We start from the raw sequence: 24,957 nt of genomic DNA on the forward strand, positions 1-24,957 counted from the left end.
TCACTCAAAATATTATTAAACTACACACACTAATAAAAAACCATACTTTTAAAATCTATGTCAACAAATAACGGAAATTCATTTGCTCATAAATTTTATGGCTCAGTTATGCCTAAGATTTATGGGATCGGTGCCTCAGTAGTGATTTTAGGGGCAATGTTTAAAATTTTGGATTGGACTGGAGCTTCTCTAATGATCGGTGTTGGGCTTTCAACAGAGGCGATTATATTCTTTCTGTCAGCCTTCGAACCTAAAGCAAAGGATTTAGATTGGAGTAAAGTATATCCAGAATTGGAAGATGATAGTGCTCCGTCTCAAGGCCGCAGGAGTAAAAAAGCAGCAACAGGTGATAATGTTTCCCAACAACTGGATAAAATGTTGTCAGATGCTAAGGTTGGACCTGAATTAATTGAGAGTTTAGGTAAAGGTTTGGACAAGTTGGCTAAATCTACTGAGAAAATGGGCGAGGTTTCCGATGCCGCTGTAGCTACTTCTGAGTATGCTGAGAATGTGAAAGCAGCTTCTAAAACTTTGATCGATATTAACCAATCATATAGTAAAACAGCCGCAGCTTTATCAGAAATGTCTTCTGCTTCGCAAGATGCAAAAGAATATCACGGTCAAGTAGTTGCTGTTACCAAAAACCTATCTGCATTGAATGCAGTTTATGAATTGGAATTACAGGATGCTAACAGTCATGTTAAAGTTCTTAATAAATTCTATTCTAACGTTACCGCAGCTATGGAAGGATTGAATGAAGCAGGTAAGGAAACTGAAGCATTCAAAGCTGAACTAGCTAAATTGAACAAGAACGTTAGCTCTCTCAACAATGTATATGGTGGTATGTTGACCGCCATGAAAGGTTGAGGTTAAATTTTTCTTAGAACTTTAATTTAACTGGAGATATATGGCCGGTGGAAAAGAAACGCCACGGCAGAAGATGATCGGGATGATGTATCTCGTTCTGACTGCTCTTTTGGCATTGCAAGTAAGTAATCAAATATTACAAAAGTTCATTTTGTTGAATGATGGATTGGAGAGGACCTCCAAGAATTATATTCAAAAAAATGAGTTTACAGTAAGTTCAATACAAAGTACGGTGGAACAGCAAGGTAATAATGCCAAAGATGTTCCTAAAGTTGCAGCAGCTCAAGAAGTAAGGGAAAAGACCGCTGAGGTTTTTGCTTATTTGGAAAGCTTAAAGCAGGACCTGATCACAAGCTCCAACGCTTTGAATGATGAGGGACAGTTTCAGAATAGTGCACTAAAGAATACTGATATTCCTGGAAATATCTTTAATAATAACAAAAAGGGCTATGAAATGCAGGAAAGGCTAAATGCCTATCCAGAAGAAATTTCATCCATATTGAGTAGTCTTGACATCCCAATGACCTTTGATAAGATTGCAAAGGATGCCAATGAAATAGATTTATTCAAAAATGATCCAGATGTTAGCTATAAGGATTTTGTAAATCTAAACTTTGTGAAATCCCCAGTAGGTGCTGTTTTGGCGATCATCAGTCAGTATCAAAATGAAGTGCTCAATATTGAATCTGAGGCACTTACTGCAATAACTAGTTCTTTGGGTTCGTTTTATTTCAAGTCGGATGTATTTGAACCAATGGTTTCAGCTAATTCTAATATCGTAGCTGCAGGTACCAAATTTGAAGGAAGTTTATTTATTGCTTCATCTTCATCCTCTATACAGCCAAAAATGACGGCAAATGGTGCGGAGATCCCAGTAGAAAACGGCTTTGGCCAAATTAGTTTCCCTGTTACTCCTGCCGGTAGTTATGATGATAGGGGATTGGCTAAGAAAACATTCTCTGGTGAGGTAGTGATCAATATTAATGGTACGGATAGTGTAATGCCTTATTCTTACGATTATTATGTGGCTAATCCTACCATTGAAGTAACTGCAGAAGCCATTCAGCAATTATATGCCGAATGTGCAAATGAATTGAGTATTAAGGTGCCCGCTTTAGGTAATAACTACGCTCCTGAATTTGCTATTAGTAATGGACAGGCAATCAAAGGAAGTAAGCCAGGGGATGTGACGATTATCCCAGGAAGTTCTGGAAAAGTAAATATTGGTGTGAGTAGTGGAGGTGTTAAAATAGGTACCAAAACCTATGACATCAGACCGGTTCCAGCTCCTACGATTCGTCCATTTGATGCTAGAGGAGAAATTGATTTGACAAATCCATATCCGTCTCCAGGACCTTCCACTTTGCTTGTGAAAGCTATTCCTGAACCAACCTTTGGAAGAACCATGCCTAAGGATGCGAGGTTTGAAGTGACTGGTGGGGTTGTTAAGTTGGTAAGAAATGATGTGCCTAGGGACCAAGTAAATATCACTGGTGAAAATGTAGCGATTAGAAACTTACTAGCTGCTGCCAGAACTGGGGATAGGTTGGTGATTCAAGTAACTGAAGTTACCCGAACAAATTTTAGAGGTAACAAAATTAGAAGTGCTCAGAATGAAATTATGTGGATACAAATTAAGTAATCCCAGCGTTTTAGGAGCCTTTAGTTAGAAGAGCAAAAAAATATTGTTATGAAACTATTTAATAAAATCTTTGGATCGCTGCTGGTTTTACTTGTTACGGCAAGTGGAGCAGAAGTCTTCGGGCAGGGAGCAGGAGCAACTAGTGTTGACCCTTCCAGCTATGGCGATAGGCAGTTTGAGATAGATACGGTCTTCTCCGCTCACCCTATAAGGGAGGATGACAAAATGTATCAAATAGGTGTTTGGAGGAGGATTGATCTTAGAGAGAAATACAACCATCCACTTTATGGTACAGGAGATACCAAGAGAAATGGTATTATTAACAATATTTATAAAGCAGTAGTTGAAGAAAATGCTATTGAGGTATTTGCTGATGAGAAATTCACAACACCTCTTTCTATTGCTGATTTCCAGACCAACTTCTGGATTGCTGCCAATGGTGATAGTATTTTTGTGAAAAATCTTTATTATTTAGATTTAAAAGAAGATTTCCTTTTTGATAAGCATCATTCACAAGTAAAATTTGATGTGAAGTATATTCACATGGTAATGCCTTCGGAGACCAATTCCAATGCAGGGCAAAAAACCATTGCTTATATCAGGTTTAAAGATTTCTATGAATACTTTAAAGACCATCCTGAAGCTAGATGGATAAACTTCAAGAATACTTCCAAGGATTTATCTTATAGTCAGGCATTTGATTTGAGATTGTTTAAATCTGTGGTGAGGAAATTCTCCAATGCAGATGATGCCTTGATTGCGGATTTGGTAGATCCAACTCACCCGAATCCAGAATTGCAGGCCTATCTCAATGGTTTGAAGTTTGAATATGATCTATTAGAATTTGAAAATAGCCTTTGGGAGTGGTAATAATTCCTGAAGATTAAAATAACAGCAATAGAGCAGATAAATATTTATCTGCTCTATTTTTTTATGAAGTCTATTATTTTTTGGCCCTTGTCCTTGCCTATTAATTCAATGATGTCATCTTGACTGGCTTCCCTGATGTTTTTAATAGATTTAAAATGTTTAAGTAATTTATTGCTGGTCTGGGGACCTATTCCATCAATTTCGTCTAGGGCAGTTTTAAAGGCATCTTTACTTCTAATATCCCGGTGGAAGGTAATCGCAAATCGGTGGGCTTCGTCCCTTATTCTTTGGATCAATCTTAATGATTCTGATTTCTTGTCTATATGCAAAGGGTAGGAGTCCTCGGGGAAATAAATTTCCTCAAGCCTTTTGGCAATTCCGACAACAGGAACCTGTCCATAGATGCCAATAGCTTTCATAGCTTCCACAGCGGCGGATAACTGGCCTTTACCGCCATCAATTACAATTAAGTTAGGTAATGCCTTGTTTTCTTTTAACAATCGCTTATACCGCCTCCCAACGATTTCTGTCATGCTTGCAAAATCATCAGGGCCAACTACTGTTTTAATATGGAAGTGTCTGTATTCTTTTTTAGCAGGTTTGCCATTGAGGAAACATACCATACTGGCTACTGGGTAAGCCCCCTGTATATTGGAGTTGTCAAAACATTCGATATGTTCTGGAATGTCCTTTAGGGATAAATCCTTTTGTAATTGCAATAGGATTCGGTTCTTTTTTTCTTTTGCTTTTCCACTCAGCAATGCCTTTTCTTTTTTATAGTACATGGCATTTTTAAGGGAGAGCTCAATTAGTTTTCTTTTGTCACCAATTTTTGGAACCACCAAGTGGAGCCCTTCAATAGGTTCTTCCAAAGGGATGTTACTGATGATTTCTTTGGAGTCACTTTGGAATTGGTCCCTTAATCTGAACAGTGCGGTTAATAAAAGCTCAAGATCGGTTTCATCCAGTTTCTTTTTAAGTTCAACTGTTTTGGTGATATGGATGGCACCATTTTTAATTTTGAGGTAATTAACAAAGGCAAACTTTTCATCCGAGACTATAGTAAATACATCCAAACTGGTGATTTGTGGATTGGCTACAAGTGATTTGGCTTGGTATTTTTCCAATAATTCCAATTTGTCCTTAAAACGCTGTGCCCTCTCAAATTGAAGGTTTTCTGCCGCCTCCTGCATCTTTGCCTTAAAGAAAGCCCTAGGGATACCCAAATTCCCTTTTAGGATATTCTTAGCTTGATCTATATCTTTCATATAGTCCTTTTCGCTTTGTAGTGCTTCACAAGGACCAAGGCAGTTGCCTATATGGTATTCCAAGCACACCTTGTAGTTTTGCTCAGCTATTTTATAGGGATTTAGATCGAGCTTGCAGGTCCTAATGGTAAACAATGTCCTGATCAATTCAAGGACATTATTCATCGCTTTTACACTGGCAAAAGGCCCAAAATAAGTGCCTTTAGATGGAATGACCTTCCGTGTAGGATAGATTTGAGGAAAGTGTTCTTGGGTTAAAAGCAAATAAGGGTAAGTCTTGTCATCCTTGAGCAGGATATTGTATTTAGGTTGGGCTTTTTTGATGAGGTTGTTTTCTAATAAAAGGGCATCAAACTCAGAGTTAACCATGGTAAACTCGATCTTATTGATTTCCCTGACCATTCTTTTGGTTTTCAGGTTTAGCCCAGCACTTTTGACGAAATAACTGCTTACTCTTTTCTTCAGGCTTTTGGCCTTGCCCACATAGATTAGAGTTCCTTCATCATTAAAGTATTTATAAACTCCTGGTGAATCAGGAAGTTTTAGATATTCATCACGATTGTATGATGGTGTTTGCATAATAACAAATATAAAAAAACAGCTCACCGACGCGAGCTGTTTTCAAGTTTATTTAATGTCTCAACTATGGAATAAGTTCCTTAAAAGTCGTTGCTACTTCTGTCGTAGTCAAAGTCCGAGAAATCGTCTGTTTTAAGGTTGTATTCATCGCAATTAAGCTCAATGCTTAATGGTCTTTCAGGTTTTTGGAATGGTCCTTTTGTAATTCCTAAGCTTGGATCATTGTAGACTTTAGTCATGTATTTAACCCAAATTGGTCTTGCTGTTCTTGCCCCTTGGCCGTTTAGCCAGCTTCTAAAGTGAACAGCACGATCGTCACCGCCAACCCAAACACCACTTACTAGGTCTTTGCTGAGTCCTATATACCATCCATCTGAGGCATTCTGTGTAGTGCCTGTTTTACCGCCCAATTCATTGTCAGTTCTTAGGCTCATTGGGATTCCTTGACTTGTACCACCTGTTTCTTCAAAACCTCCCATGAGCATATGTAGCATCAAATAGGCATGTTCCTCACTCATAGCAGGTTTCTTTCTAGCAGGGAATTGGTGAAGTACATTGCCGTTTTTATCCTCAATTCTATCGATATAATAAGGTTTTATGTGTTCACCTTTATTGGCAAAAGTACTCATGGCACCTACCATTTCTAAAATAGATACATCACTGGTCCCTAAAGCCAATGCCGGTACTGGGTCCAGGTCACTGGTAACCCCTAATCTATGTGCTGTCTCCACTACTACCTCAGGGCTTATTTGCTTCATGATATAAGCAGTGATAGAATTGATGGACCTGGCCATGGCTTGCCTAATGGTCATTTTTTCATAGGAGAATTTGCTATCGGCATTACTTGGTATCCAAGCTGGTTGACCAGGGATATTGATTTCAACAGGTTGATCTACTACAGAATAGCAAGGGCTATAACCATTCTCAATGGCAGCAGCATAAACAAATGGCTTAAAGGTGGAACCTGGCTGTCTTTTTCCTTCTCTTACGTGATCGTATTTGAAATATTTGTGGTTCAGACCACCAACCCAAGCCTTGATGTGACCTGTATGTGGATCCATGGATACAAAACCTGTTTGTAGGAAGGTCTTATAATATCTTAATGAGTCCATTGAGCTCATTAGTGTATCAATTTCACCTTTCTCCCAAGAAAAGACCTTCATCTTTTTCTTTTCGTTCAGTTTGATGTTAACTGAATCAGATCCTGCTCCATATTTATTGACTAGGACTCTATAGGCCTCAGTTCTTTTGATCATGGTTTCGAGGAAATTAGGGATTACCCGGCCGTCACTGTCGATCCAAGGTTCTCTACCTCTGAGTTCATTTTTAAATTTTGCCTGAAGCTCTCTCATATGCTCATCAACGGACTCTTCGGCATATTTCTGCATTCTGCTGTCAATGGTCGTGTAGATTCTCAGACCATCCCCAAAAAGATCGTATGGTTTGCCATCTACCTTTAAGTTTTCATTGGTCCATTTTATTAAGTCAGCTTTTACGATTTCCCTAAAATAGGTAGCCAAACCTCGGTTATGGCTTTCTACATTATAATCCAATTCTATTGGCAATGAAGAAATAGAGTCATATTCCGCATCAGTCAGGTAGTCATATTTTTTCATTTGATTTAATACTGTATTCCTTCTTCTTAGGGAATTATCAGGATTATAAACCGGACTGTAATAGGTTGGCGCTTTAAAAAGTCCAACTAGGACGGCAGATTCTTGAACGTTAAGATCTTTTGGTGTTTTATTGAAGAATGTTTTTGAAGCAGTTTTGATACCATAGGCATTACTCCCAAATTCCGATGTGTTCAGGTACATGGTTAGGATTTCATCCTTGGTGTAGGCTTTCTCGAGCTGTGAGGCTACAATCCATTCTTTGGTTTTGATGATAAGCATTCTCAATCCTGGAATTCTGCTCAGGGACCCCTGAGATTCTGCCCCCCGGGTTTTGAACAGGTTCTTTGCTGTTTGCTGGCTAAGTGTACTTCCTCCTCCTGCACTACTTTGCCTTAGTAAGATGGTCTTAAAAAATACCCTGGCCAACCCCTTCAAATCAATACCGGAGTGCTCTTCAAAACGGATATCCTCAGTAGCAATCAAGGCATGAATCAGATTTGGCGAAAGTTCATTGTATTTAACAGGGGAACGGTTTTCCCTATAATATTTACCCAACAATACTCCGTCTGCAGAATAAAGCTCAGAAGCTAATTCGCTATCAGGGTTTTCCAGTGTTTTGAAATCAGGTAGTTCACCATATAGCCCCAAAAAATTAACGCTTACCGACCAAATAAATATGATAAGACTCAAGAGTCCTGCGAAAAAAATAATCCAAAGGGACTTAACTATTTTACCTGCAAAACTGCCGCTATTAGTGGTTTGTTTCTTTTTACTCATGACTTTATTGATAAGAAGCCTTGTAGAAAGCTTCATATTCCGGGATGTCTTTTCTTTTGTTTAACTGTTGGAAGTTTTCTAATGAAATCACAAAACTACTCTTTTTTATTTCCTCTGATAAAGCTTGGGACTTAAATTCTGTTAAGAATTTATTTCTATAATCCAATGCTTTGGCCGCATTCGAGAAGGGGCTTACCAAAATTATGGTGTACTCCCTTGTAAATGACAGACTGCCTGTTCTCAATCGAGAATTAGGATAATTTTTATTATGGAAGTTTTCCATTTCAGCAGTTAAATTTTTTGATTTATCAGCTTGTTCTGGAGCTACTGCCAAAATAAATATGTGTGTTTGGTTTGGGTTTACTTTATAAATAGATTCTGTTTTGAGACTGTCAGTATTTGTTTCCGTTTCAAGTGCTTGGTTTTGGTTTGCAAGGGAATCTGTAGTTGCTATATTACTTTCTGTATCCACCTGATCGCTATCTTGCTCACCTGTAAAAGCAATAAGCATATTTCTTGCCATTTTTTCCAGCCCCTTATTTTTGGTAGTGTTTATATATTGCTCTAAGCGTTTTTGGTAGATTTCCTTATCATCTATTTTTCCAGCTATCATTATGTCAAGCAATAATAATTTGTCTGTAACTGGTGTCAAAGGATAGTTGTCCAACGTGCTACGGATGATTTGCCGAGACTGCATATAATCGCCTGACTGATAGTGGTCATAAGCTTCACTATAATTGGCAGACGCATTTTTGTTGGCAATAGTTCCGGAAGCTTCATCAATAGGGTTGTTTACTGATTTGGTAAATGGAGATTCTGGGAATTCATTGTTCAGCCTATTGGCATAGTAAGAAGCGTTACCTCCTGTTTCTTCTTCTATTAGAAATAAAGTATAGTAAGCTTCAGGTTTCTTATCAGAATCAGGATATTTTTGAATAAGATCGTGCAGGTATTCCCTAGCCATATCTGGCCTTGCCAAATCAAAAAACAATACTTTTCCTAATTCGAAATAAGCACTTTCCAACTCGTCATTAAGTTTTGCTATTGCTTTATTGTCTTTAGGGATATTGGCCAATAGACTTTCTTTGGATGGAAGCGAAGACCTGATTTGAACACTGGCTTCTTGGGTCTCCAAAGAGTCAGCAGATGTGTTGTTATTGGTTATTCCTGAGCCCGCTTGGTAACCACTGGATTTCCTTCTCCAGTCATCAGCAAGAGCCCTGTTTCCCCAGTTTCTAAAAAATTCAATTTCCCCTTGCTGGATAGCAGTAGGATTATCAAAATAAAATGAAGCGGCAGATCCATTGCCACCAAAAGCCAAAAGATTATTGAAAATACTGGCGTTTTTTTTACTGGTTTTTTTCTCCGCCTCGGCCAAAAGTCTGGCTTCTTCCTCTTCTAGGTATTTTTCAGCAATTTTTTCCTGTTGTTCTGGACTTAGCTGACTTAATGCAATCAAGCTGTCGTTTCTATGAATGATCTCATAATTGAAGGTGAAATTATCCAAAACCTCTTTTTTGTTTAACAGAGCATTATAGTTGCTGTCAGTTGGCTTGAAATTCTGTAGTGCACTGTCCAAGTAATACTTAGATGATTGGAAATCTTCTTTTTGGTTGAAATATACCTCGGCTAATTTTTGATATATATAGCCTTTCTGCTTATTGTTTTTACCTTGTTCCTGTGCTGCTTTGTGAAGAAGTCGAATGGCTTCATCAGTTTCGTTTTGCTTTAATTCAAAAAGGGCCTTTTCATAAAGTACCACATCCCTCAGGTCTATATTTTTTCTGTTTTTGTAAAGCTCATCATAATAGGCACGGACCTTTTTGAAGTCCTTACTTTTTTCAAGCTCCGCTACTTGCTGGGAATATAGTTGAGAGAAAAATGCTCTTTCATAGGGAGGGTTACCATCCATGGCATTTTGATAATAGGCATAGGCTTGAGCATCGAACCCTGCACCTTGGTACAATTGTGCCAAAGTAAAATATAACCTTGAAGCCTCTTTGGAATCTGAAGTATGTTCCAGCGTTTTTTCCAGTGCAGCGATTAAACCATCTGTTTCGTTCCTTACTTCGTAATAATAAGCCAAGGTCTTGTAAAGAATCCTTTTGTTCTCCTTGCTGATTTCCTCTTCTTTGGAAAGAAAGTCAATTACATAAGCCGCATTATCAAATTTACGCTGATCTATAAAGATCCTAAGAAGTTGAACGAGGGACCTATGTCTTACTTCATCGTTTTTGCTTTCTACATTGAGGTATTTAAAAGTGTTGATAGCATCGTCGGTTTGGGCTTCATAATAATCTATCAGTCCAATGAGAAAATAACTGTCATCCACCCAATTGCTGATGCGGTGCCAGTCAATTGCCTTAGCTGCCAATTCCCTTGCTTCCTCCAATGTTTCTTCGTTTTGATCAACTGTTGCGCTATCAATCGGTAAGAATACAGGCAGCACTTGACTGTAGTCTTCCTGGTAGGCATCTGCAAAACTCTTTTCAGCCTCAACTATTTTTTCTTTTGCAAGAAAATAGGCGTTGAAATGAGCCGTTACATTGTGGTATAAGCGGTTGGTAAAAGTGTCTTTTTGAGATGAGCACCCAATGGCTATAAAAATTAAAAAGATGAATAAATAGGAATGGTTTCTCACTTTCACATTTTCATTATTGTTATAAAATCCCAAATTAGTGCTTTTGAATCAATAATGTAAACGCTACGGATTAATATTATATTTTTGTAACTTATATATTAGGAAAATAGCAAGCACTTGAGCCTACAACAGAAGATAAGAAAATGGATTGATAACAAATATCTCTTCGTAATTAGAAGGGAAGAGGACTTTTCGGTAATCACTTCTTTGAGCATTAATAAGATCAAATTTGGATTTATCCTTGTATTTACCTTATTATGCTTTTTCTTGATTTCCTTAATCATGTCAAAGACCATTTTAGCAAGTTGGTTTGATCCTGGATATCAGGAATCGGAGAATATGAAAAAAATCTTTGCACTTTCTCAAACTGTCGATTCACTGATGGTAGAGTCAGAAGCAAAGGATAAGTATATAAAAAATATTCAGCAGATTATTGCTGGAGAATATGTCAACGATTCATCAATTGTTGTAACGGATGATTCGGTGAATCAAAATAACACTGCATTCAGCACACCAAAGGAGGAGGATTTATTTATCAAGGGCGAGGCTTCCAAAGAGGTGATAGAAGAATTTGAAGCCATGCCCCCGGGAGAAAGGAGTTTTGAGCGAATTTCAAGTAGTTCTTTTACGGAGACTTACTTTTTCTCTCCTCTCAAAGGAGTGGTGACCAGTAGTTTTGATCTAACAGAGGACCATTTTGGTGTGGACTTGGTATCAGAGGAAAACGAACCTGTTAAATCAGTGGCTGATGGTACGGTGATCATTGCCAGCTGGACGCTGGAAACGGGTTATGTGATCGGGATACAGCATTCGAACGAATTGATTTCAATATATAAGCATAATTCGGTATTATTGAAGTCAGTCGGTGAACCGGTAAGTGGTGGAGAAGTCATTTCTGTAGTAGGAAACACAGGAGAGCAAACTACAGGACAACACTTGCATTTTGAACTATGGTATAAAGGGAATCCTTTAAACCCACAAGAATTTATAACCTTCGATTAAACATGTTTACTAAAGGAGAAGAAAAAAAATCAGTCGCGGAGATGGTGAACTCCAGCAACGTAATCGCCAAAGAAACCACCATAAAAGGAGATATTATCACCTTTGGAAATATTAGAATTGAGGGGACGGTAGAGGGGACGTTAAATTCTAAAACTAAGATTGTTATAGGTGAATCAGCACTTTTGGAAGGGAACATAGTGACCAAAGAAGCCGAGATTGCAGGCCGAATAGTAGGTACTGTTAAATGTACCGAGATTTTGTTTTTGAAAAAGTCAGCAGTTATTGATGGGGATATTTATACCAAAAAACTGATTATCGAAAATGGAGCCGTATTCAACGGTATTTGTAAAATGAACGAAATGGAGTCCTCTGATAATTCAAGCACCGTAAAAAGGAATGGTGTAGTTGATGATGAAAAAGCTGCCGCAAAAAAAGGAAAAGAAGTTGTCACAGGATAATTATCCAGAGTATGTGAAATACATTGGCCTTGCCTTCCAGATGTGTGCCATTATTGGTTTTGGGACTTGGGTGGGCTTGAAGGTACAAGAGAGAAGTCAAATGAAATTTCCGGTTTGGCTTCTTCTATTTTGTTTTGTTTCCATTGCAATTGCTTTTTACAGCTTATTTAAATCCATGAAACAGGATTAAAGCGGAAAGCCCAAAATAAAGTTCTATTTTTGCGACCAGAAAAAATTGGTGGAAATGAAATTTATTAAGTCGCATATAGGATCATTGGTGGTGCTAAGCCTATTTATTGTAGCTTTGACTTTAATGCTGCAATATTTCTTGCCTAACTTAATTCATCCTAGGGTATGGCAGATCATTATTTTTTACTTTGTGCTGATGTTGTCGAGTGGACAGCTTATTCAATTTTTGTTAAAACAATCGGAAGAAAATTCTGTTGCAATAACCTTGGGCGCAACTATTCTAAGGTTTTTAGCGAGTTTGATTTTTATTGCCATTATTCTGTTTACCAAACTGGATAATAAGATTCTGTTTTTTGCAGACTTCTTTGTGATCTATTTGTTGTATTTGTTGTTTGATATATACAGCTTAATAACTAACTTGCGCCCTCATTCTAAGTAGGTCTATAATAAATTAGTTGATGTTTCGTAAGTTTCTGTGCATAAGCACCTTGATATCAGTGTTTTTACTGGTACTTTCAACTGCGACTTTTGCCTCATCTGAGGAAGGCGGAGAAAATAAGACAGGTTTCATCATGCACCATATTAAGGATTCGCATGAGTGGCACTTTGCTACAATGGGGCATACCCATGTGACTTTGCCATTGCCAGTGATTATCTATTCGGCTGACCGTGGGCTTGAGTTTTATTCCTCTTCAGATTTTCAAGATCATGAAACTCATAAGTTCGGAATCGAGCACAATGGTTATTATATCAATGAGCATGATAAGTTGCATGCTGTTGACGAAAGCAGGTCTTATATAGATCTTTCGATTACCAAGAACGTAGCAATGCTTATAATAGTTTTGATTGTTGTGTTTTTCTTGGTGTTTTCAGCTGTTAAAAATTACAAAAGGAATCCAAATGGAGCGCCAAAAGGAGTTGCTTCATTTATAGAACCTTTAGTATTGTTTGTAAGGGACGAAGTGGCTAAGCCAAATATCGGTCCTAAGTACAAGAAATTCACTCCTTATTTATTGACTATATTTTTCTTTATCTGGATAGGTAACTTGCTTGGACTGGTTCCGGGTGCAGCTAACTTGACGGGAAATATTGCGGTGACCATGACCTTGGCGGTATTCACCTTTTTTGCGACTAATCTTAATGGAAACAAAGATTACTGGAAGCACGTAGTTGCTACTCCTGGAGTGCCGTTGCCACTTCTAATAGTAATTGTTCCTGTAGAAATCATTGGTTTATTTACAAAGCCATTTGCCTTGATGGTCCGACTTTTTGTTGCGATCACTGCAGGCCATATTGTAATCCTTAGCTTCATCGGTTTGATATTCGTTTTTGAATCTTATGCTGTAGGTGTAGCTAGTACTGTAATGGTGGTATTTATCAACCTGATCGAATTGTTGGTAGCGACTATTCAGGCTTACGTATTTACTTTGTTCTCTGCCATGTACATTGGTACAGCGGTAGCGGAGCATCATGATCATTAAATTTCTTTGTTCAATTTATAAATAATAACACGTATGTTAACTTCATTATTATTGACTGCTGGCATCGCTCTTTTGGGTGCTGGTATCGGTGCTGGAATTGTAGCGATAGGCGCAGGTCTTGGTATCGGTAGAATCGGTGGTCAGGCTATGGAAGGTATTGCAAGACAACCTGAAGCAGCTGGTAAAATCCAAACTGCTATGTTGATTATTGCTGCCCTTATTGAAGTGGTTTCCCTATTTGCGGTAGTAGTTTGTCTACTTATTGCTCTTAACGAAAACATCACTTTCTAAGAAGTACAAAGATTGGGGGCAAATGTTAGGTTTGTCCCCTCCTTTTAAAATTTGGACAAAACAAATTAAAATTTAATATAGATGGATCTTATAATTCCTGGTTCTGGATTAATCATTTGGCAAATTATTGGTTTTGGGATTTTATTAATTATCCTAGGTAAATTTGCGTGGAAACCAATTCTTTCGGCTCTAGAGGAGCGTGAAAGTGCCATCGAGGGAGCTCTTAAGGCAGCTGAGAATGCCAGAAATGAAATGGCTAACCTTAAAGCTGAAAATGAGAAATTGCTTCAGGAAGCAAGGCTTGAAAGAGATCAGATTTTGAAAACTGCTAACGAAACTTCTGCTAAACTTATTGAGAAAGCAAAAGAAGAAGCTTCTGCAGCTGGTGCAAAAATGATCGAAGATGCTAAAGCGGTAATTGAAACAGAGAAAAAAGCAGCTTTGACCGAAGTGAAGAACCAAGTGGCTTCTTTGGCTTTGGACGTGACAGAGAAATTGTTGCGTAAAAACCTAGATACTGAAAAAGAGCAAAAGGAGTTGGTAGAGGAGTTTGTAAAAGATCTTAAGTTAAATTAACCAAAGCAAATGTCAGCAAAAAGAGTCGCTTCTCGATATGCCAAGTCTTTGATAGAATTGGCAGTAGAAAAGGGAGTACTGGAAGAAGTACACCAAGACATGCAACAATTCCGTTCTTTGGTTGCATCAAGCAGGGAGTTTGCGCTTTTATTGAAGAGCCCAATTCATAAATCGGAGCTTAAGCTTAAGGTGATCAAGGAATTGTTTTCAAAATCTTCCCAGGAACTAACCTTGTCTTTTTATAGCATTTTGTCTAAAAAGAACAGGGAAAATATATTGCCTGAGATAGCAGCAGAATTCCATGAGCAATATAATGATCACATGGATATTCAAGTGGCAGATCTTACTACCACTTTCAAGATAGATGATTCGATGAGAAAGAAATTCGAAGAAGCTGTCAAAGATATTTCTGGAAGAAGCAAAGTGGAGTTGGTGGAAAGGATCGATAAAGATATTATTGGAGGATTTGTGTTGAAAGTCAATGATCGTCAGTTGGATGAGACCATGGCTAGTAAGCTTAAAGCCCTTCGTCTAGAGTTCTCGAATAATCATTTCGAGAAGCAGTTTTAAAATAACATAGCAGAAACAATATAACTATATTCAAGAATGGCAGAAGTAAGACCTGATGAAGTTTCGGCGATATTGAGAGAACAACTCTCTGGCGCTAAAACTGAAGCTGAACTGGAAGAAGTAGGTACCGTCCTACAAGTTGGTGATGGTGTAGCCAGAATTTACGGACTATCAAAAGCCCAATCTGGTGAGTTGCTTGAGTTTGATAATGGACTTAAAGCAATGGTACTTAACCTAGAAGAAGACAATGTTGGTGCAGTACTTTTCGGAGACTCTAAGGGAGTTAAAGAAGGAGATACTGTTAAAAGAACCAAACAAATTGCCTCAATCAAAGTAGGTGAAGGCATGTTGGGTAGAGTAGTAGATACCCTTGGTCAGCCAATTGATGGTAAAGGGCCTTTAGAAGGAGATCTATATGATATGCCTTTGGAGCGTAAAGCACCAGGTGTAATCTATCGTCAGCCAGTTAACGAGCCACTTCAGACAGGTATCAAATCAATCGATGCCATGATTCCAATCGGAAGAGGGCAAAGAGAATTGATCATTGGTGACCGTCAGACAGGTAAAACTGCTGTAGCCATCGATACCATTCTTAACCAAAAAGAATTTTACGATAGGGGAGAACCTGTATTCTGTATCTATGTAGCCATCGGACAGAAGGCTTCTACAGTAGCAGGTGTTGTTGCAGCTTTGGAAAAAGGTGGAGCCCTTCCATACACAGTAGTTGTTTCTGCTTCTGCAGCTGATCCAGCTCCAATGCAGTTCTTTGCTCCATTTACTGGTGCAGCTATTGGTGAGTTCTTCAGAGATACAGGTCGTCCTGCTTTGGTGGTTTATGATGACCTTTCTAAGCAAGCCGTAGCTTATCGTGAAGTATCTCTACTTCTTAGAAGACCTCCAGGACGTGAAGCATACCCTGGTGATGTATTCTACCTTCACTCAAGATTGTTGGAAAGAGCAGCGAAAGTGAATTCTTCTGATGCTATTGCAAAAGAAATGAATGATCTTCCTGAGTCTATCAAGCCATTGGTAAAAGGAGGTGGATCTTTGACCGCCCTTCCAATTATCGAAACTCAAGCTGGTGATGTTTCTGCTTATATTCCTACCAACGTAATTTCTATTACCGATGGTCAGATATTCTTAGAAACAAACTTGTTTAACGCTGGTATCCGTCCTGCTATTAACGTTGGTATTTCTGTATCAAGAGTAGGGGGGAATGCTCAGATCAAATCAATGAAGAAGGTTTCTGGTACGCTTAAGCTAGACCAAGCCCAGTTCCGTGAATTGGAAGCATTTGCTAAATTTGGTTCTGATCTTGATGCAACTACCAAGAGAACTATTGAAAGAGGTCGTAGAAACCAGGAGATCTTGAAGCAAAATCAGTACTCTCCAGTTAGAGTAGAACTTCAAGCTGCGATTATCTATGCTTCTACAAAAGGTTTGATGGATACTGTTCCAGTTGAAAGAGCTAGAGAATTTGAAAAGGAATTCTATAATCTATTGACTAGCCAGTATCAAGATGCTTTGACTGCATTGAAAAAAGGTGACTTGGACACAGCTGGTAAGTTGTTGGAAAAAGCAGCAAAAGAACTTACACCTAAGTACGCAAAATAATTTATATATCCACTTCCCTATGTAGATAGGGGAGTGGAATCCTATATTCTCTATTAGTAAATATGGCTAACTTAAAGGAAGTAAAAGAAAGGATCAACTCCGTAGTTTCTACTCAGCAAATCACCAAAGCTATGAAAATGGTGGCTGCGGCAAAGCTTAGGAGAGCTCAGGATAAAATTACCCAAATGCGTCCTTATTCTCAGAAATTAACTGCCATTCTTAATAATGTTTCTTCTGGAAATGAGGGTAGCAGCGATTTGGTATATGCTGAAAAGCGCGAGGTAAACAATGTACTTATCGTTCCTGTAACTTCTGACAAAGGCCTTTGTGGTGCTTTTAATACTAATATCATCAAAGCCAGTATGGCTGCCATCAATACTGAGTTTGAAGGAAAAAATATCACAGTACTTCCTTTAGGGAAAAAGGCTTTGGATACCTTCAAAAAGCAGGATTTCAAATTGGTAGATGATTATTCCAATGTGTTTGCTGATGTGTCTTTTGATGCTGTGAGAGAGGCTGCAGAACACGCAATGGAAGGATTTACTGCAGGTACTTATGATAAGGTAGTTTTGGTGTACAATGAATTCAAAAACGTAGCTACTCAGATCGTTAGAAACGAGCAATTTCTACCAATGGAACAAGAAGCTACAGAAGAATCTTCGACTACCAATATTGACTATATCATGGAGCCATCTAGGGAGTATATCATCCAGGATTTGGTGCCAACATCATTGAAAATACAATTCTATAAAGCTGTTTTGGAGAGTAATGCTTCTGAACATGGCGCTAGGATGACAGCAATGGATAAGGCAACAGAGAATGCTGGAGAATTGCTTAAAGAGCTTAAATTGATGTACAATAGAACGCGTCAAGCAGCTATTACAAATGAAATACTTGAGATTGTTGCTGGTGCTGAAGCATTGGGTGGCAACTAAGAAAATAAAGAGTAAAGCAAATAAAAAAACTCTCCATGAAAGTGGAGAGTTTTTTTATTTTATACATTGACGTGTCTTTCTGCGTGGTAAGATGATCTTACCAAAGGACCAGATTCTACATATTTAATCCCTCTCTTAAGGCCTTCTTCGCGGTAATGATCAAATAAATCAGGGTGAATGAATTCTGCCACTTCTATGTGCATTTTGGTAGGCTGTAGGTATTGTCCTAAAGTTAGGATGTCACATCCATGTTCAGCTAGGTCATCCATGGCTTTATAAACCTGTTCTTTGGTCTCACCTAATCCCAGCATGATACCTGTTTTGGTTCTCTTACCATATTCCTTGGTGAGTTTTATTTGCTCTAAGGATCTATAGTATTTTGCTTGGGGGCGAACTCTCCTATAAAGACTTTCTACAGTTTCCATATTATGGGAAACTACTTCCTGACCTCCGTCGATCATTCTATATAATGCATCCCAATTTGACTTAACGTCTGGAATCAAAGTCTCGATGGTTGTCTCCGGGGATAGCTTTTTAGTTTCAATTACTGTTTGATACCAAATTTCAGCTCCTCTATCCTTTAATTCATCACGGTTTACCGAAGTAATTACCGCATGTTTTACCTTCATCAAATGAATGGCTTCTGCAACTCTTCTTGGTTCATCCTGATCATATTCAGGTGGACGGCCAGTAGCAACTGCGCAAAAGGAACATGATCGGGTACATACATTGCCCAAGATCATAAAGGTAGCTGTACCTGCTCCCCAACATTCACCCATATTTGGACAATTGCCACTTTCACAGATGGTATGTAATTTATGTTCGTCTACAAGTTTTCTTACATTCGCATATTCCTTGCCTACTGGTAGTTTAACTCTTAACCAGTCAGGCTTTTTGCGTTTTTTTGACTCTTCTGAAATTACGGGTAGTTCAATCATCTCTATATCTTAACTTAACGCGAAATTAAGGTTTTACGCATTCAAAACCAATTTGTAATCTATTTCCTGAAACCATAGAACAAAGTAAAATAGACTGATTGGAAAACCTGGCGGTTCTCGACAGTCGGCATGAGTTCTATTTCCTTTGTAAAACCCTCTAATTGATATCCTAGTTCCACGCCTGTGACATTTGATTTAAATACACCAAATTCAAAGGATAGAGCGGCTTTTGCATTAGCTCCAATGGCTATTTCGGATTCGCCTATACCCTCAAACAACCTCCCAGGCCCTAAGAAGTAGGCCAAAGATTGGTGAATTTCAGGGTCGTATTGGGCTCTTGAACTTTCAGATCTACTAGTGGCGTATTCAATATAATAGGGCGCAACGATTCCTAAGGTAGGGCCTATAGCGGATAGGACAGATATTTGAACACCTTTTTGGGGGGCTTTTTTAAATAAAATCAACTCCCTTCCGTATTGAGGCCTGACGCTGTAAAGATAGTTTGATTTGCCATAAATGAAGCTGTTGCCAAGGACTGTGCTATATCTGCTTTCCCTAGGGTTTTTTACATTGGCTAATTCTAAAGAGAAAAATTGAAAATTTTCTTCGTTTATTCTAGAGCCAATTTTAAGGTATAAGCCACCTATTAGCCCGCCATTGGTGTTTTTATTGACCCCAAATAAAATTTCCTTATCGTAGTCATAATCACCCGCTTCCCGACCTTGGGCCATTAAAAATTGGGGGAATGTCCACAACAGTAAGATTAAAAGATATTTTGTTTCTTTTGCCATATTTCCTAAGAAATTTAACGCTAATTTTGCCATTTAAGTTAACAAACTATAAATAAAAATAAAGGTTTATGGCTACTATTAAAAGCTCCTACCTCGGAAATCTCAGAACTCAGGCCGAGCATATTCAATCCGGTAATCAAATTATTACCGATGCTCCGGTTGATAATAACGGGAAGGGTGAATTTTTTTCGCCAACTGATTTAGTTTCTGCTGCATTGGGAAGCTGTATGGTAACTATTATGGGAATTGTAGCAAACAGAGAGAATGTGAGTTTGGAAGGCTTGAAGTGGGAAGTGACCAAAATAATGAATGATCAGCCTCGAAAGATTAAGGAAATCATTGTTGATTTTAAATGGGAGAACCCATTGGAAGATGAGAAGATTTTGCTAAAGCTAAAAAATGCTGCGAGGACTTGCCCCGTGGCACTTACATTGTCAGAGGAAGTGAAGCAAACCATCAATTTCAACTTTTAATAAATTTCGTTTTTTTTTAAATGTGATGTAGCATTTTTTTTTGTCCTTCCGTCTTATTAGTAAGCATAGCATATAAAACCCATTCATTTGGATCAACAATTAATTGAGGAAGCCAAAAAGGGGAGACCCAAAGCCCTGGAAACGCTCTATAAGCATTTCTATGGATATGCTATGAGTATAGCTCTGCGATATTCCAGTTCAAGGGAGGAGGCCTGTGAAATTGTCAATGACAGTTTTATGAAAGCTTTTGATCGACTTGACCAATATTCTGATTCAAGCTCTTTCAAAGCGTGGTTTAGGAGAATTGTGATCAATACCGCTATAGATAGTTATCGGAAAAACCTGAAGCATTATGCCGCTATGGATATTGAAAAAGCAAGTGCGGAAAGTTGTGACCCCAATATAATAGATGAGTTATCAAGGGAAGATATTTTATTGGCACTGAGGGAGCTTCCTGAGGTTATGAGGGTTATTTTCAATATGTATGAAATTGAAGGATATTCCCATAATGAAATTGGGGAAGAGCTTCAAATACCAGCAAGTACCAGTAGGACATATTTGGCAAGGGCCAAGCAAAGATTAAGAAATAAGATAATTGAGTTAAATAAAATAAATGATGAAGGAGCAATTCGATAAGCGACTTGTGGAGAAGATCAGGGACTCCTTCCAAGATCATGAGGAGGCCTTTGACCCAAGAGAGTGGGAAAAGTTTTCACATGCTTATTTTAACAAACCAAACAAGAGAAAGAGAATAGCTTATTGGCCATTTTGGTTCTCTGGAATTGCAGCATCTTTATTGTTGCTGTTTTTCTTCCTGCCCTTTGAGAAGCAAATAGACGAAGGATTGACAGCACTTAAAAATGAGCCTACTGTAATTAGAGGTTTGGCCCCCCAAAAAGTGGATAAAGTTCCTTCAGTAATTGATGAAAATGAATCTTCTTTAGAGGAAATTGAGCCTAATGTGTCTGAATCATCTGTTGCAAGGCTATCACATCAAAAAGTTGAGGGTTTTTCATCTAGTAGTTCAAAAAGAGTTGCTTACGAAGGTGTCGAAAAAATAGGTGCTACCAGCAAAGAAAGCTTTTTTGCTGATGATTCGCCTTCTATTGAATTTGTTCTTCCAGAAATTAACCTGATCACTGAATCTTCAGTGACGAATCTAGATGCTATGGTTGCTATTTCTAATCCTAATAAGGAAGAAGAGATTGATGAAGAAAAGGCCAAGGCTTGGGTAGAGAAATGGAAGAATGGGGAGCAGGAGGCAAAAACAAATTCTGAGACAATAGTCAAAAGAACTAAGGATCAAAACCCTTTCAGGTTAGGTGTCATAGGTGGACCTCAGTCTGCTTCTAATCAGGTTTCAGGCATGCAATTTGGTGGCGGAGTAATTTCTGAATTTTCCTTAAGTGATAAACTCAAAATTGATGTCGGAGTGACATATGCGCACCAAAGTGTTGAAGCAAACAGCAGTTCAAATCTTCCTGAATCAATGACTGCAAGGGCGAGTACGGCTACAGAAGCCAATTCTTTTACCAATAACTATATTGGGTCGGAATATACCTTGAGCTATTCTGGTTTGGATATTCCCATCAATTTGAAGTATAAGGTATTTGACAAAAAGAATACTAATATGTATCTCATCACCGGACTTTCCAGTATGGTATATCTGGATCAGAGAGGCAGTGAGACATTTTCAGTTGACTCCAAATTCACCAGTAATGCTGTTGGCGATCTTCAGTTTGCCAGTACGGTGCAGGAGTATACGGAAAGTTACAGTCCAGTCTCTGGCGATTCAAATGTGGATTTGGGCAAAATGCTTAATCTGTCCTTTGGATATGAATATAACCTGATGAATGGTACATATCTTTCTATTGAGCCCTTTTATAAACTTCCTTTGGGAAGCTTGACTTTCACCAACCAGCAGTTTTACATAGGTGGAGTTAACTTGAGAATGAATTTTCAATTCAAAAAATAAATTAAACTTACCAACAATGAAAAGATTTTTAACTACAGCTTTCGCTCTAGCAATGAGTGCAATGATGTTTTCTTGTCTTCAAGAGAAGGAATCGGAATTTGATAAAATTGTAAAAAGAGATGATCAAATTCTCTCCGAATACATTAGTGCTCATAGTATAGATGCTACCCAAACCGCCTCCGGATATTATTATAAAAAGGATGTGGAGAATGAAGAGGGTGCTAAGCTCAATGATGGGGATATTATAGGCATCTACTATGAGATGGAAAGTTTAGATGGTTCTTTTATCGGCTCACACACAGAAGCAGATGGTGACCCTGTCCTTTTTCAATATGATATCAGTAGACAAACTTTAGCCCCTATAGCTATCAACTTAGCGGTAGGTTTGTCAAATGTAGGTGAAACCTTGACACTTTATGTGCCTTCCTATAGAGCTTTTGGAGATTTTAGCTATGGTCAATTATTCCCCGCAAATACCAATATGATCATCAAGGTGACTTTTGCTAAAATTTATCCAACTCAAGAAGTAAGTGCGATCGAAGATGACTTGATTACAGCTTATATTGAGGAAAATGAATTGGAAGGCTTTGCGATTAAGGAGAGTGGAGTCTATGTAAAAGTCGTAGAAGAAGGTGATACCTCTTCTGATAAAAGCAAGAACGGAAATGATGTTTCATTTACCTATGAACTATTTCAGTTAGGTAATGATGAGCCGTTCTCAAAAGTAGAAAGCACCCCGATTACCACTACATTGGGTGACACAGAGAATTTTGGTTTCCTGAATATAGGACTTAATGATTTGCATGAAGATGCAGTGGTTGAGGTGATTTCTCCATCTAGTCAAGCATATGATGCAACGGCCCAAGTTGTTCCTATGGAAATTAGGGACGAATATTTTGAAATGGGATATTTGACCAGTGTGGTTAAACCATTCAAGCCTATCCTTTTTAAAGCCAAGGTTACTGGAATTAAATAAAAAATAATTTCACCAAATCGAATTGTAGAGGCCATTTGGAAAATTTTCTAAATGGCCTTTTTTTATCACTTTAATAAGGTGATATCATTTGTTTTGTAATGTTCAATTCCCAAATTTGCCTTAAATATAAACCCAATTAGAATGAGCTATTTATTTGAGAATTTTAAAGGTTGGAAGTCCTATTGTGAGGAAAGAGAACTGGATTTGTTTGAGCCTGTCCTAGAGTATGAAATGGACCAAGGTGATAAGAAGGAAGAAGAAGTTTGGTCAGGGCTTCAAAATGCTTTTTCAGTTATGAAGGAAGCTGTCCATACTGGTCTGACAGAAGAGATGAAATCAAGGTCAGGAATGATCAATGATGGAGCAAAAAAAGTATATAACCACCCTCTAGCAGTATTGTCTCCTGAATTTCAAAAACTGATATCAAGAGCGCTAGCTGCCAAAGAGGTAAATAGTTGTATGGGCAGGGTAGTGGCAGCGCCTACTGCCGGGGCTTCAGGTATATTGCCAGGAACCTTATACACCCTCCAGGAAATCCATCAATTAGAAGATAAGAAAATATTAGAAGGGTTGTTGGTTGGGGCAGGGATAGCTTTGATCATAGAACAAAATGCTAGTTTGGCCGGGGCCGTTGGAGGTTGTCAAGCTGAGACCGGTTCTGCTGCAGCAATGGCTTCTGGAGCCATGGTTTACTGTTTGGGAGGTAATATCGACCAGGTATTCAATGCCGTTGCGATCACTATCCAATGTATGTTAGGTTTGGTTTGTGATCCTGTAGCAGGCTTGGTGGAAGTACCTTGTGTGGTAAGAAATGCAAGCGCTGCAGCAATTGCTAATAGTTCAGCTCAAATCGCTCTGGCAAACGTGAGTGGAGTGATTCCAGTTGATGAATGCATCGAAGCTATGGGTGAGATAGGAGCTAGTATGGAAAATAAATACAAAGAGACTGCATTAGGTGGTTTGGCTGCAACTTTGACAGGGAAAAGTGTAGCTCAAAAAGTGTTGATTAATGATATAGAGATCTTACCGGATGAAGAATCAGCCGATTAAATTATTTAGAAACGGAATAGTCATAAGCCGATTGATGGTGAGGCCAAAGAATAGTGACCAACAAATAGAACTTACGAGCATATAGGAAAAAATCCTTCTTCTTTTTACACCAAAAGAAGTCATCACAATGGTGCCTCCTATTGGAGTTAGAATCAATGGGGTGATAGCAGCGACACCCCATGCTCCAAATTTTTGCCAAATTTGAATAATCTTTCGGTTTTTAGAGGAGAACTTTTTGGATTTCTTTTTTGAATTTGTTGCCCATTTGTCTTTGATCCATTCTCCTAAAAATGTAAATACCAATACACTGGTCATCATCCCAGAAACAGTCACAAGCACAATTTCCAGTACAGAATAATCAGCAGCCGTACCTAAAACAGGCCCTCCTATAAATTTGAACAGGCAGACAATATAAATTGCCAAGAACTGTAAAATGTACTCAATCATTATAATAGAAATATTAAATAAGCAGCGTAAGCTCCAATCAGTAGTGCACCTTCTCCTCGGCTTATCTTATATCCTGATCTCATCAAAGGAAAAAGCAGAAGGGTGAAACCTATCATCCAAAGGAAATCACTGTTTAGAAAAAGCTCACTTACTTCAATGGGCTTTATAATAGATGTAACACCGATAATGGATAGAATGTTCTGCAAATTACTACCTAAAATATTGCCAAGTGCAATATCTGTTTCTTTTTTTATGGCAGCTAAAACAGAGGTAGCTAATTCTGGTAAACTTGTCCCAATGGCAATAATGGTTACGCCAATTATTCGTTCACTAATGCCGTATTCTTTTGCCAAAGTTATTGAATTGTTGACCAGTAATTCAGAGCCATAATATAGACCTATAATGCCCCCCAAGACCAAAGTGACAGCTTTTAGCATAGGCTCTTTCTTGATTTGTTCCGCATTCTCTTCTGTGAACTCCTCTAAATTATGGTCCATTTTTTTGAAGAGAAACCAATTGACAAGGATTAGAAGAATAAAAAGTATAATGCCTTCTATTGTACTGATGATATTGTTAAGTGAAAGCAAGTAGAAAAGAACAGTGGCAAGTAAAGTAAAGCTAAAGTCCCACTTTAGTGTTGTCGATTTTAACAAAATGGGATAAATAATAGCAGTGATCCCTAATACCAGTGTGATATTTGAAATGTTGGAGCCAACAACATTCCCAATAGCAATGTCGTTGGTACCTTTGAGGGCAGCTGTGACACTTACTAGAAGTTCCGGGGCGGAGGTGCCGAATGCAACGATAGTCATTCCTATAAGGCTAGGACTAAGTCCCAATTTTGCAGCAATGGCAGACGCTCCGTCTACTAATACTTTTCCCCCTGTCAATAATATGACAAAGCCGATAATCAATAAAAAGTAAATCACTA

General features: G+C 38.3%; 25 protein-coding genes. 18 read left to right on the forward strand and 7 right to left on the reverse strand.

What is annotated here, in order from left to right; genetic code table 11:
- Positions 1-57: 57 nt before the first annotated feature.
- From porL to porN, 3 genes are read left to right on the forward strand one after another with little or no spacing between them, the layout of a single operon-like run.
- Positions 58-867: a type IX secretion system motor protein PorL/GldL gene (gene porL, locus KMW37_RS09085; RefSeq protein ID WP_246581419.1), complete on the forward strand. Its 810-nt coding sequence runs from the start codon at positions 58-60 to the stop codon at positions 865-867.
- 40 nt (positions 868-907) lie between these two features.
- The gene (porM, locus tag KMW37_RS09090; RefSeq protein ID WP_215224311.1) at positions 908-2,509 is read left to right on the forward strand and encodes a type IX secretion system motor protein PorM/GldM; all 1,602 of its coding nucleotides are present in this window, start codon (positions 908-910) and stop codon (positions 2,507-2,509) included.
- Positions 2,510-2,557: 48 nt separating this feature from the next.
- Positions 2,558-3,379, forward strand: a complete 822-nt coding sequence (gene porN, locus KMW37_RS09095) for a type IX secretion system ring subunit PorN/GldN (RefSeq protein ID WP_215224312.1) — start codon at positions 2,558-2,560, stop codon at positions 3,377-3,379.
- A gap of 53 nt (positions 3,380-3,432) precedes the next feature.
- Here the strand turns inward: porN and uvrC are convergent, their stop codons facing one another.
- The 3 genes from uvrC to porW all read right to left on the reverse strand — a co-directional run bounded on the left by uvrC (position 3,433) and on the right by porW (position 10,293).
- Positions 3,433-5,226 (reverse strand): excinuclease ABC subunit UvrC, encoded by a 1,794-nt coding sequence (gene uvrC / locus KMW37_RS09100; protein WP_215224313.1) that lies wholly within the window; start codon positions 5,224-5,226, stop codon positions 3,433-3,435.
- 80 nt (positions 5,227-5,306) lie between these two features.
- Positions 5,307-7,619: a penicillin-binding protein 1A gene (locus KMW37_RS09105; RefSeq protein ID WP_215224314.1), complete on the reverse strand. Its 2,313-nt coding sequence runs from the start codon at positions 7,617-7,619 to the stop codon at positions 5,307-5,309.
- Between the two features lie 4 nt (positions 7,620-7,623).
- A complete protein-coding gene (gene porW, locus KMW37_RS09110) occupies positions 7,624-10,293 on the reverse strand; it encodes a type IX secretion system periplasmic lipoprotein PorW/SprE (RefSeq protein ID WP_246581420.1) in 2,670 nt (889 codons plus the stop codon).
- 249 nt (positions 10,294-10,542) lie between these two features.
- Here porW and KMW37_RS09115 point away from each other — a divergent pair, with 249 nt between their 5' ends.
- The 10 genes from KMW37_RS09115 to atpG all read left to right on the forward strand — a co-directional run bounded on the left by KMW37_RS09115 (position 10,543) and on the right by atpG (position 17,376).
- Positions 10,543-11,262, forward strand: a complete 720-nt coding sequence (locus tag KMW37_RS09115; RefSeq protein WP_317195560.1) for a M23 family metallopeptidase — start codon at positions 10,543-10,545, stop codon at positions 11,260-11,262.
- Positions 11,263-11,264: 2 nt separating this feature from the next.
- Positions 11,265-11,720, forward strand: coding sequence for a bactofilin family protein (locus KMW37_RS09120; RefSeq protein ID WP_215224316.1), 456 nt, complete (start codon positions 11,265-11,267; stop codon positions 11,718-11,720).
- Entirely contained in the window at positions 11,674-11,910 is a 237-nt protein-coding gene (locus KMW37_RS22525) for an AtpZ/AtpI family protein (protein ID WP_215224551.1), read from the forward strand. The genes KMW37_RS09120 and KMW37_RS22525 overlap by 47 nt, the downstream gene beginning before the upstream one ends.
- Before the next feature lie 54 nt (positions 11,911-11,964).
- Positions 11,965-12,348, forward strand: a complete 384-nt coding sequence (locus KMW37_RS09130; RefSeq protein ID WP_215224317.1) for a hypothetical protein — start codon at positions 11,965-11,967, stop codon at positions 12,346-12,348.
- Positions 12,349-12,367: 19 nt separating this feature from the next.
- Positions 12,368-13,390, forward strand: coding sequence for a F0F1 ATP synthase subunit A (gene atpB, locus KMW37_RS09135; RefSeq protein ID WP_215224318.1), 1,023 nt, complete (start codon positions 12,368-12,370; stop codon positions 13,388-13,390).
- Positions 13,391-13,423: 33 nt separating this feature from the next.
- The gene (gene atpE, locus KMW37_RS09140) at positions 13,424-13,681 is read left to right on the forward strand and encodes an ATP synthase F0 subunit C (RefSeq protein ID WP_186753890.1); all 258 of its coding nucleotides are present in this window, start codon (positions 13,424-13,426) and stop codon (positions 13,679-13,681) included.
- A gap of 81 nt (positions 13,682-13,762) precedes the next feature.
- Positions 13,763-14,257: a F0F1 ATP synthase subunit B gene (locus tag KMW37_RS09145; protein WP_215224319.1), complete on the forward strand. Its 495-nt coding sequence runs from the start codon at positions 13,763-13,765 to the stop codon at positions 14,255-14,257.
- Positions 14,258-14,266: 9 nt separating this feature from the next.
- Positions 14,267-14,827 (forward strand): ATP synthase F1 subunit delta, encoded by a 561-nt coding sequence (atpH, locus tag KMW37_RS09150; RefSeq protein ID WP_215224320.1) that lies wholly within the window; start codon positions 14,267-14,269, stop codon positions 14,825-14,827.
- 36 nt (positions 14,828-14,863) lie between these two features.
- Positions 14,864-16,441, forward strand: a complete 1,578-nt coding sequence (gene atpA, locus KMW37_RS09155; RefSeq protein ID WP_215224321.1) for a F0F1 ATP synthase subunit alpha — start codon at positions 14,864-14,866, stop codon at positions 16,439-16,441.
- 62 nt (positions 16,442-16,503) lie between these two features.
- Positions 16,504-17,376 (forward strand): ATP synthase F1 subunit gamma, encoded by an 873-nt coding sequence (gene atpG, locus KMW37_RS09160; RefSeq protein ID WP_215224322.1) that lies wholly within the window; start codon positions 16,504-16,506, stop codon positions 17,374-17,376.
- Positions 17,377-17,435: 59 nt separating this feature from the next.
- On the opposite strand, the gene lipA is transcribed toward atpG, so the two are convergent.
- Both lipA and KMW37_RS09170 read right to left on the reverse strand, forming a co-directional pair.
- Positions 17,436-18,314: a lipoyl synthase gene (gene lipA, locus KMW37_RS09165; RefSeq protein WP_215224323.1), complete on the reverse strand. Its 879-nt coding sequence runs from the start codon at positions 18,312-18,314 to the stop codon at positions 17,436-17,438.
- 59 nt (positions 18,315-18,373) lie between these two features.
- On the reverse strand, positions 18,374-19,105 hold the full coding sequence (locus KMW37_RS09170) for a hypothetical protein (RefSeq protein ID WP_215224324.1): 732 nt from the start codon (positions 19,103-19,105) through the stop codon (positions 18,374-18,376).
- A gap of 68 nt (positions 19,106-19,173) precedes the next feature.
- Between KMW37_RS09170 and KMW37_RS09175 the strand changes: the two genes are divergently transcribed.
- The 5 genes from KMW37_RS09175 (at position 19,174) to sdaAA (ending at position 23,579) form a co-directional block, all read left to right on the forward strand.
- Entirely contained in the window at positions 19,174-19,578 is a 405-nt protein-coding gene (locus KMW37_RS09175; protein ID WP_215224325.1) for an OsmC family protein, read from the forward strand.
- Positions 19,579-19,665: 87 nt separating this feature from the next.
- Positions 19,666-20,214, forward strand: coding sequence for an RNA polymerase sigma factor (locus KMW37_RS09180; protein ID WP_215224326.1), 549 nt, complete (start codon positions 19,666-19,668; stop codon positions 20,212-20,214).
- Positions 20,192-21,553 (forward strand): outer membrane beta-barrel protein, encoded by a 1,362-nt coding sequence (locus tag KMW37_RS09185; protein ID WP_215224327.1) that lies wholly within the window; start codon positions 20,192-20,194, stop codon positions 21,551-21,553. Before KMW37_RS09180 ends, KMW37_RS09185 begins: the two co-directional genes overlap by 23 nt.
- A 16-nt stretch (positions 21,554-21,569) precedes the next feature.
- On the forward strand, positions 21,570-22,529 hold the full coding sequence (locus KMW37_RS09190) for an FKBP-type peptidyl-prolyl cis-trans isomerase (RefSeq protein WP_215224328.1): 960 nt from the start codon (positions 21,570-21,572) through the stop codon (positions 22,527-22,529).
- Between the two features lie 141 nt (positions 22,530-22,670).
- The gene (gene sdaAA / locus KMW37_RS09195) at positions 22,671-23,579 is read left to right on the forward strand and encodes an L-serine ammonia-lyase, iron-sulfur-dependent, subunit alpha (RefSeq protein ID WP_215224329.1); all 909 of its coding nucleotides are present in this window, start codon (positions 22,671-22,673) and stop codon (positions 23,577-23,579) included.
- On the opposite strand, the gene KMW37_RS09200 is transcribed toward sdaAA, so the two are convergent.
- Complete coding sequence (locus KMW37_RS09200) at positions 23,568-24,026, reverse strand: hypothetical protein (protein WP_215224330.1); 459 nt, start codon at positions 24,024-24,026, stop codon at positions 23,568-23,570. The genes sdaAA and KMW37_RS09200 overlap by 12 nt on opposite strands.
- Positions 24,026-24,955 carry a calcium/sodium antiporter gene (locus KMW37_RS09205; RefSeq protein WP_215224331.1) on the reverse strand — a complete coding sequence of 310 codons (930 nt, stop codon included), beginning with the start codon at positions 24,953-24,955 and terminating at the stop codon, positions 24,026-24,028. Before KMW37_RS09205 ends, KMW37_RS09200 begins: the two co-directional genes overlap by 1 nt.
- Positions 24,956-24,957 lie beyond the last annotated feature (2 nt).

The organism is Echinicola shivajiensis (assembly GCF_018642165.1).
GTDB classification, from domain to species: Bacteria; Bacteroidota; Bacteroidia; order Cytophagales; family Cyclobacteriaceae; genus Echinicola; species Echinicola shivajiensis.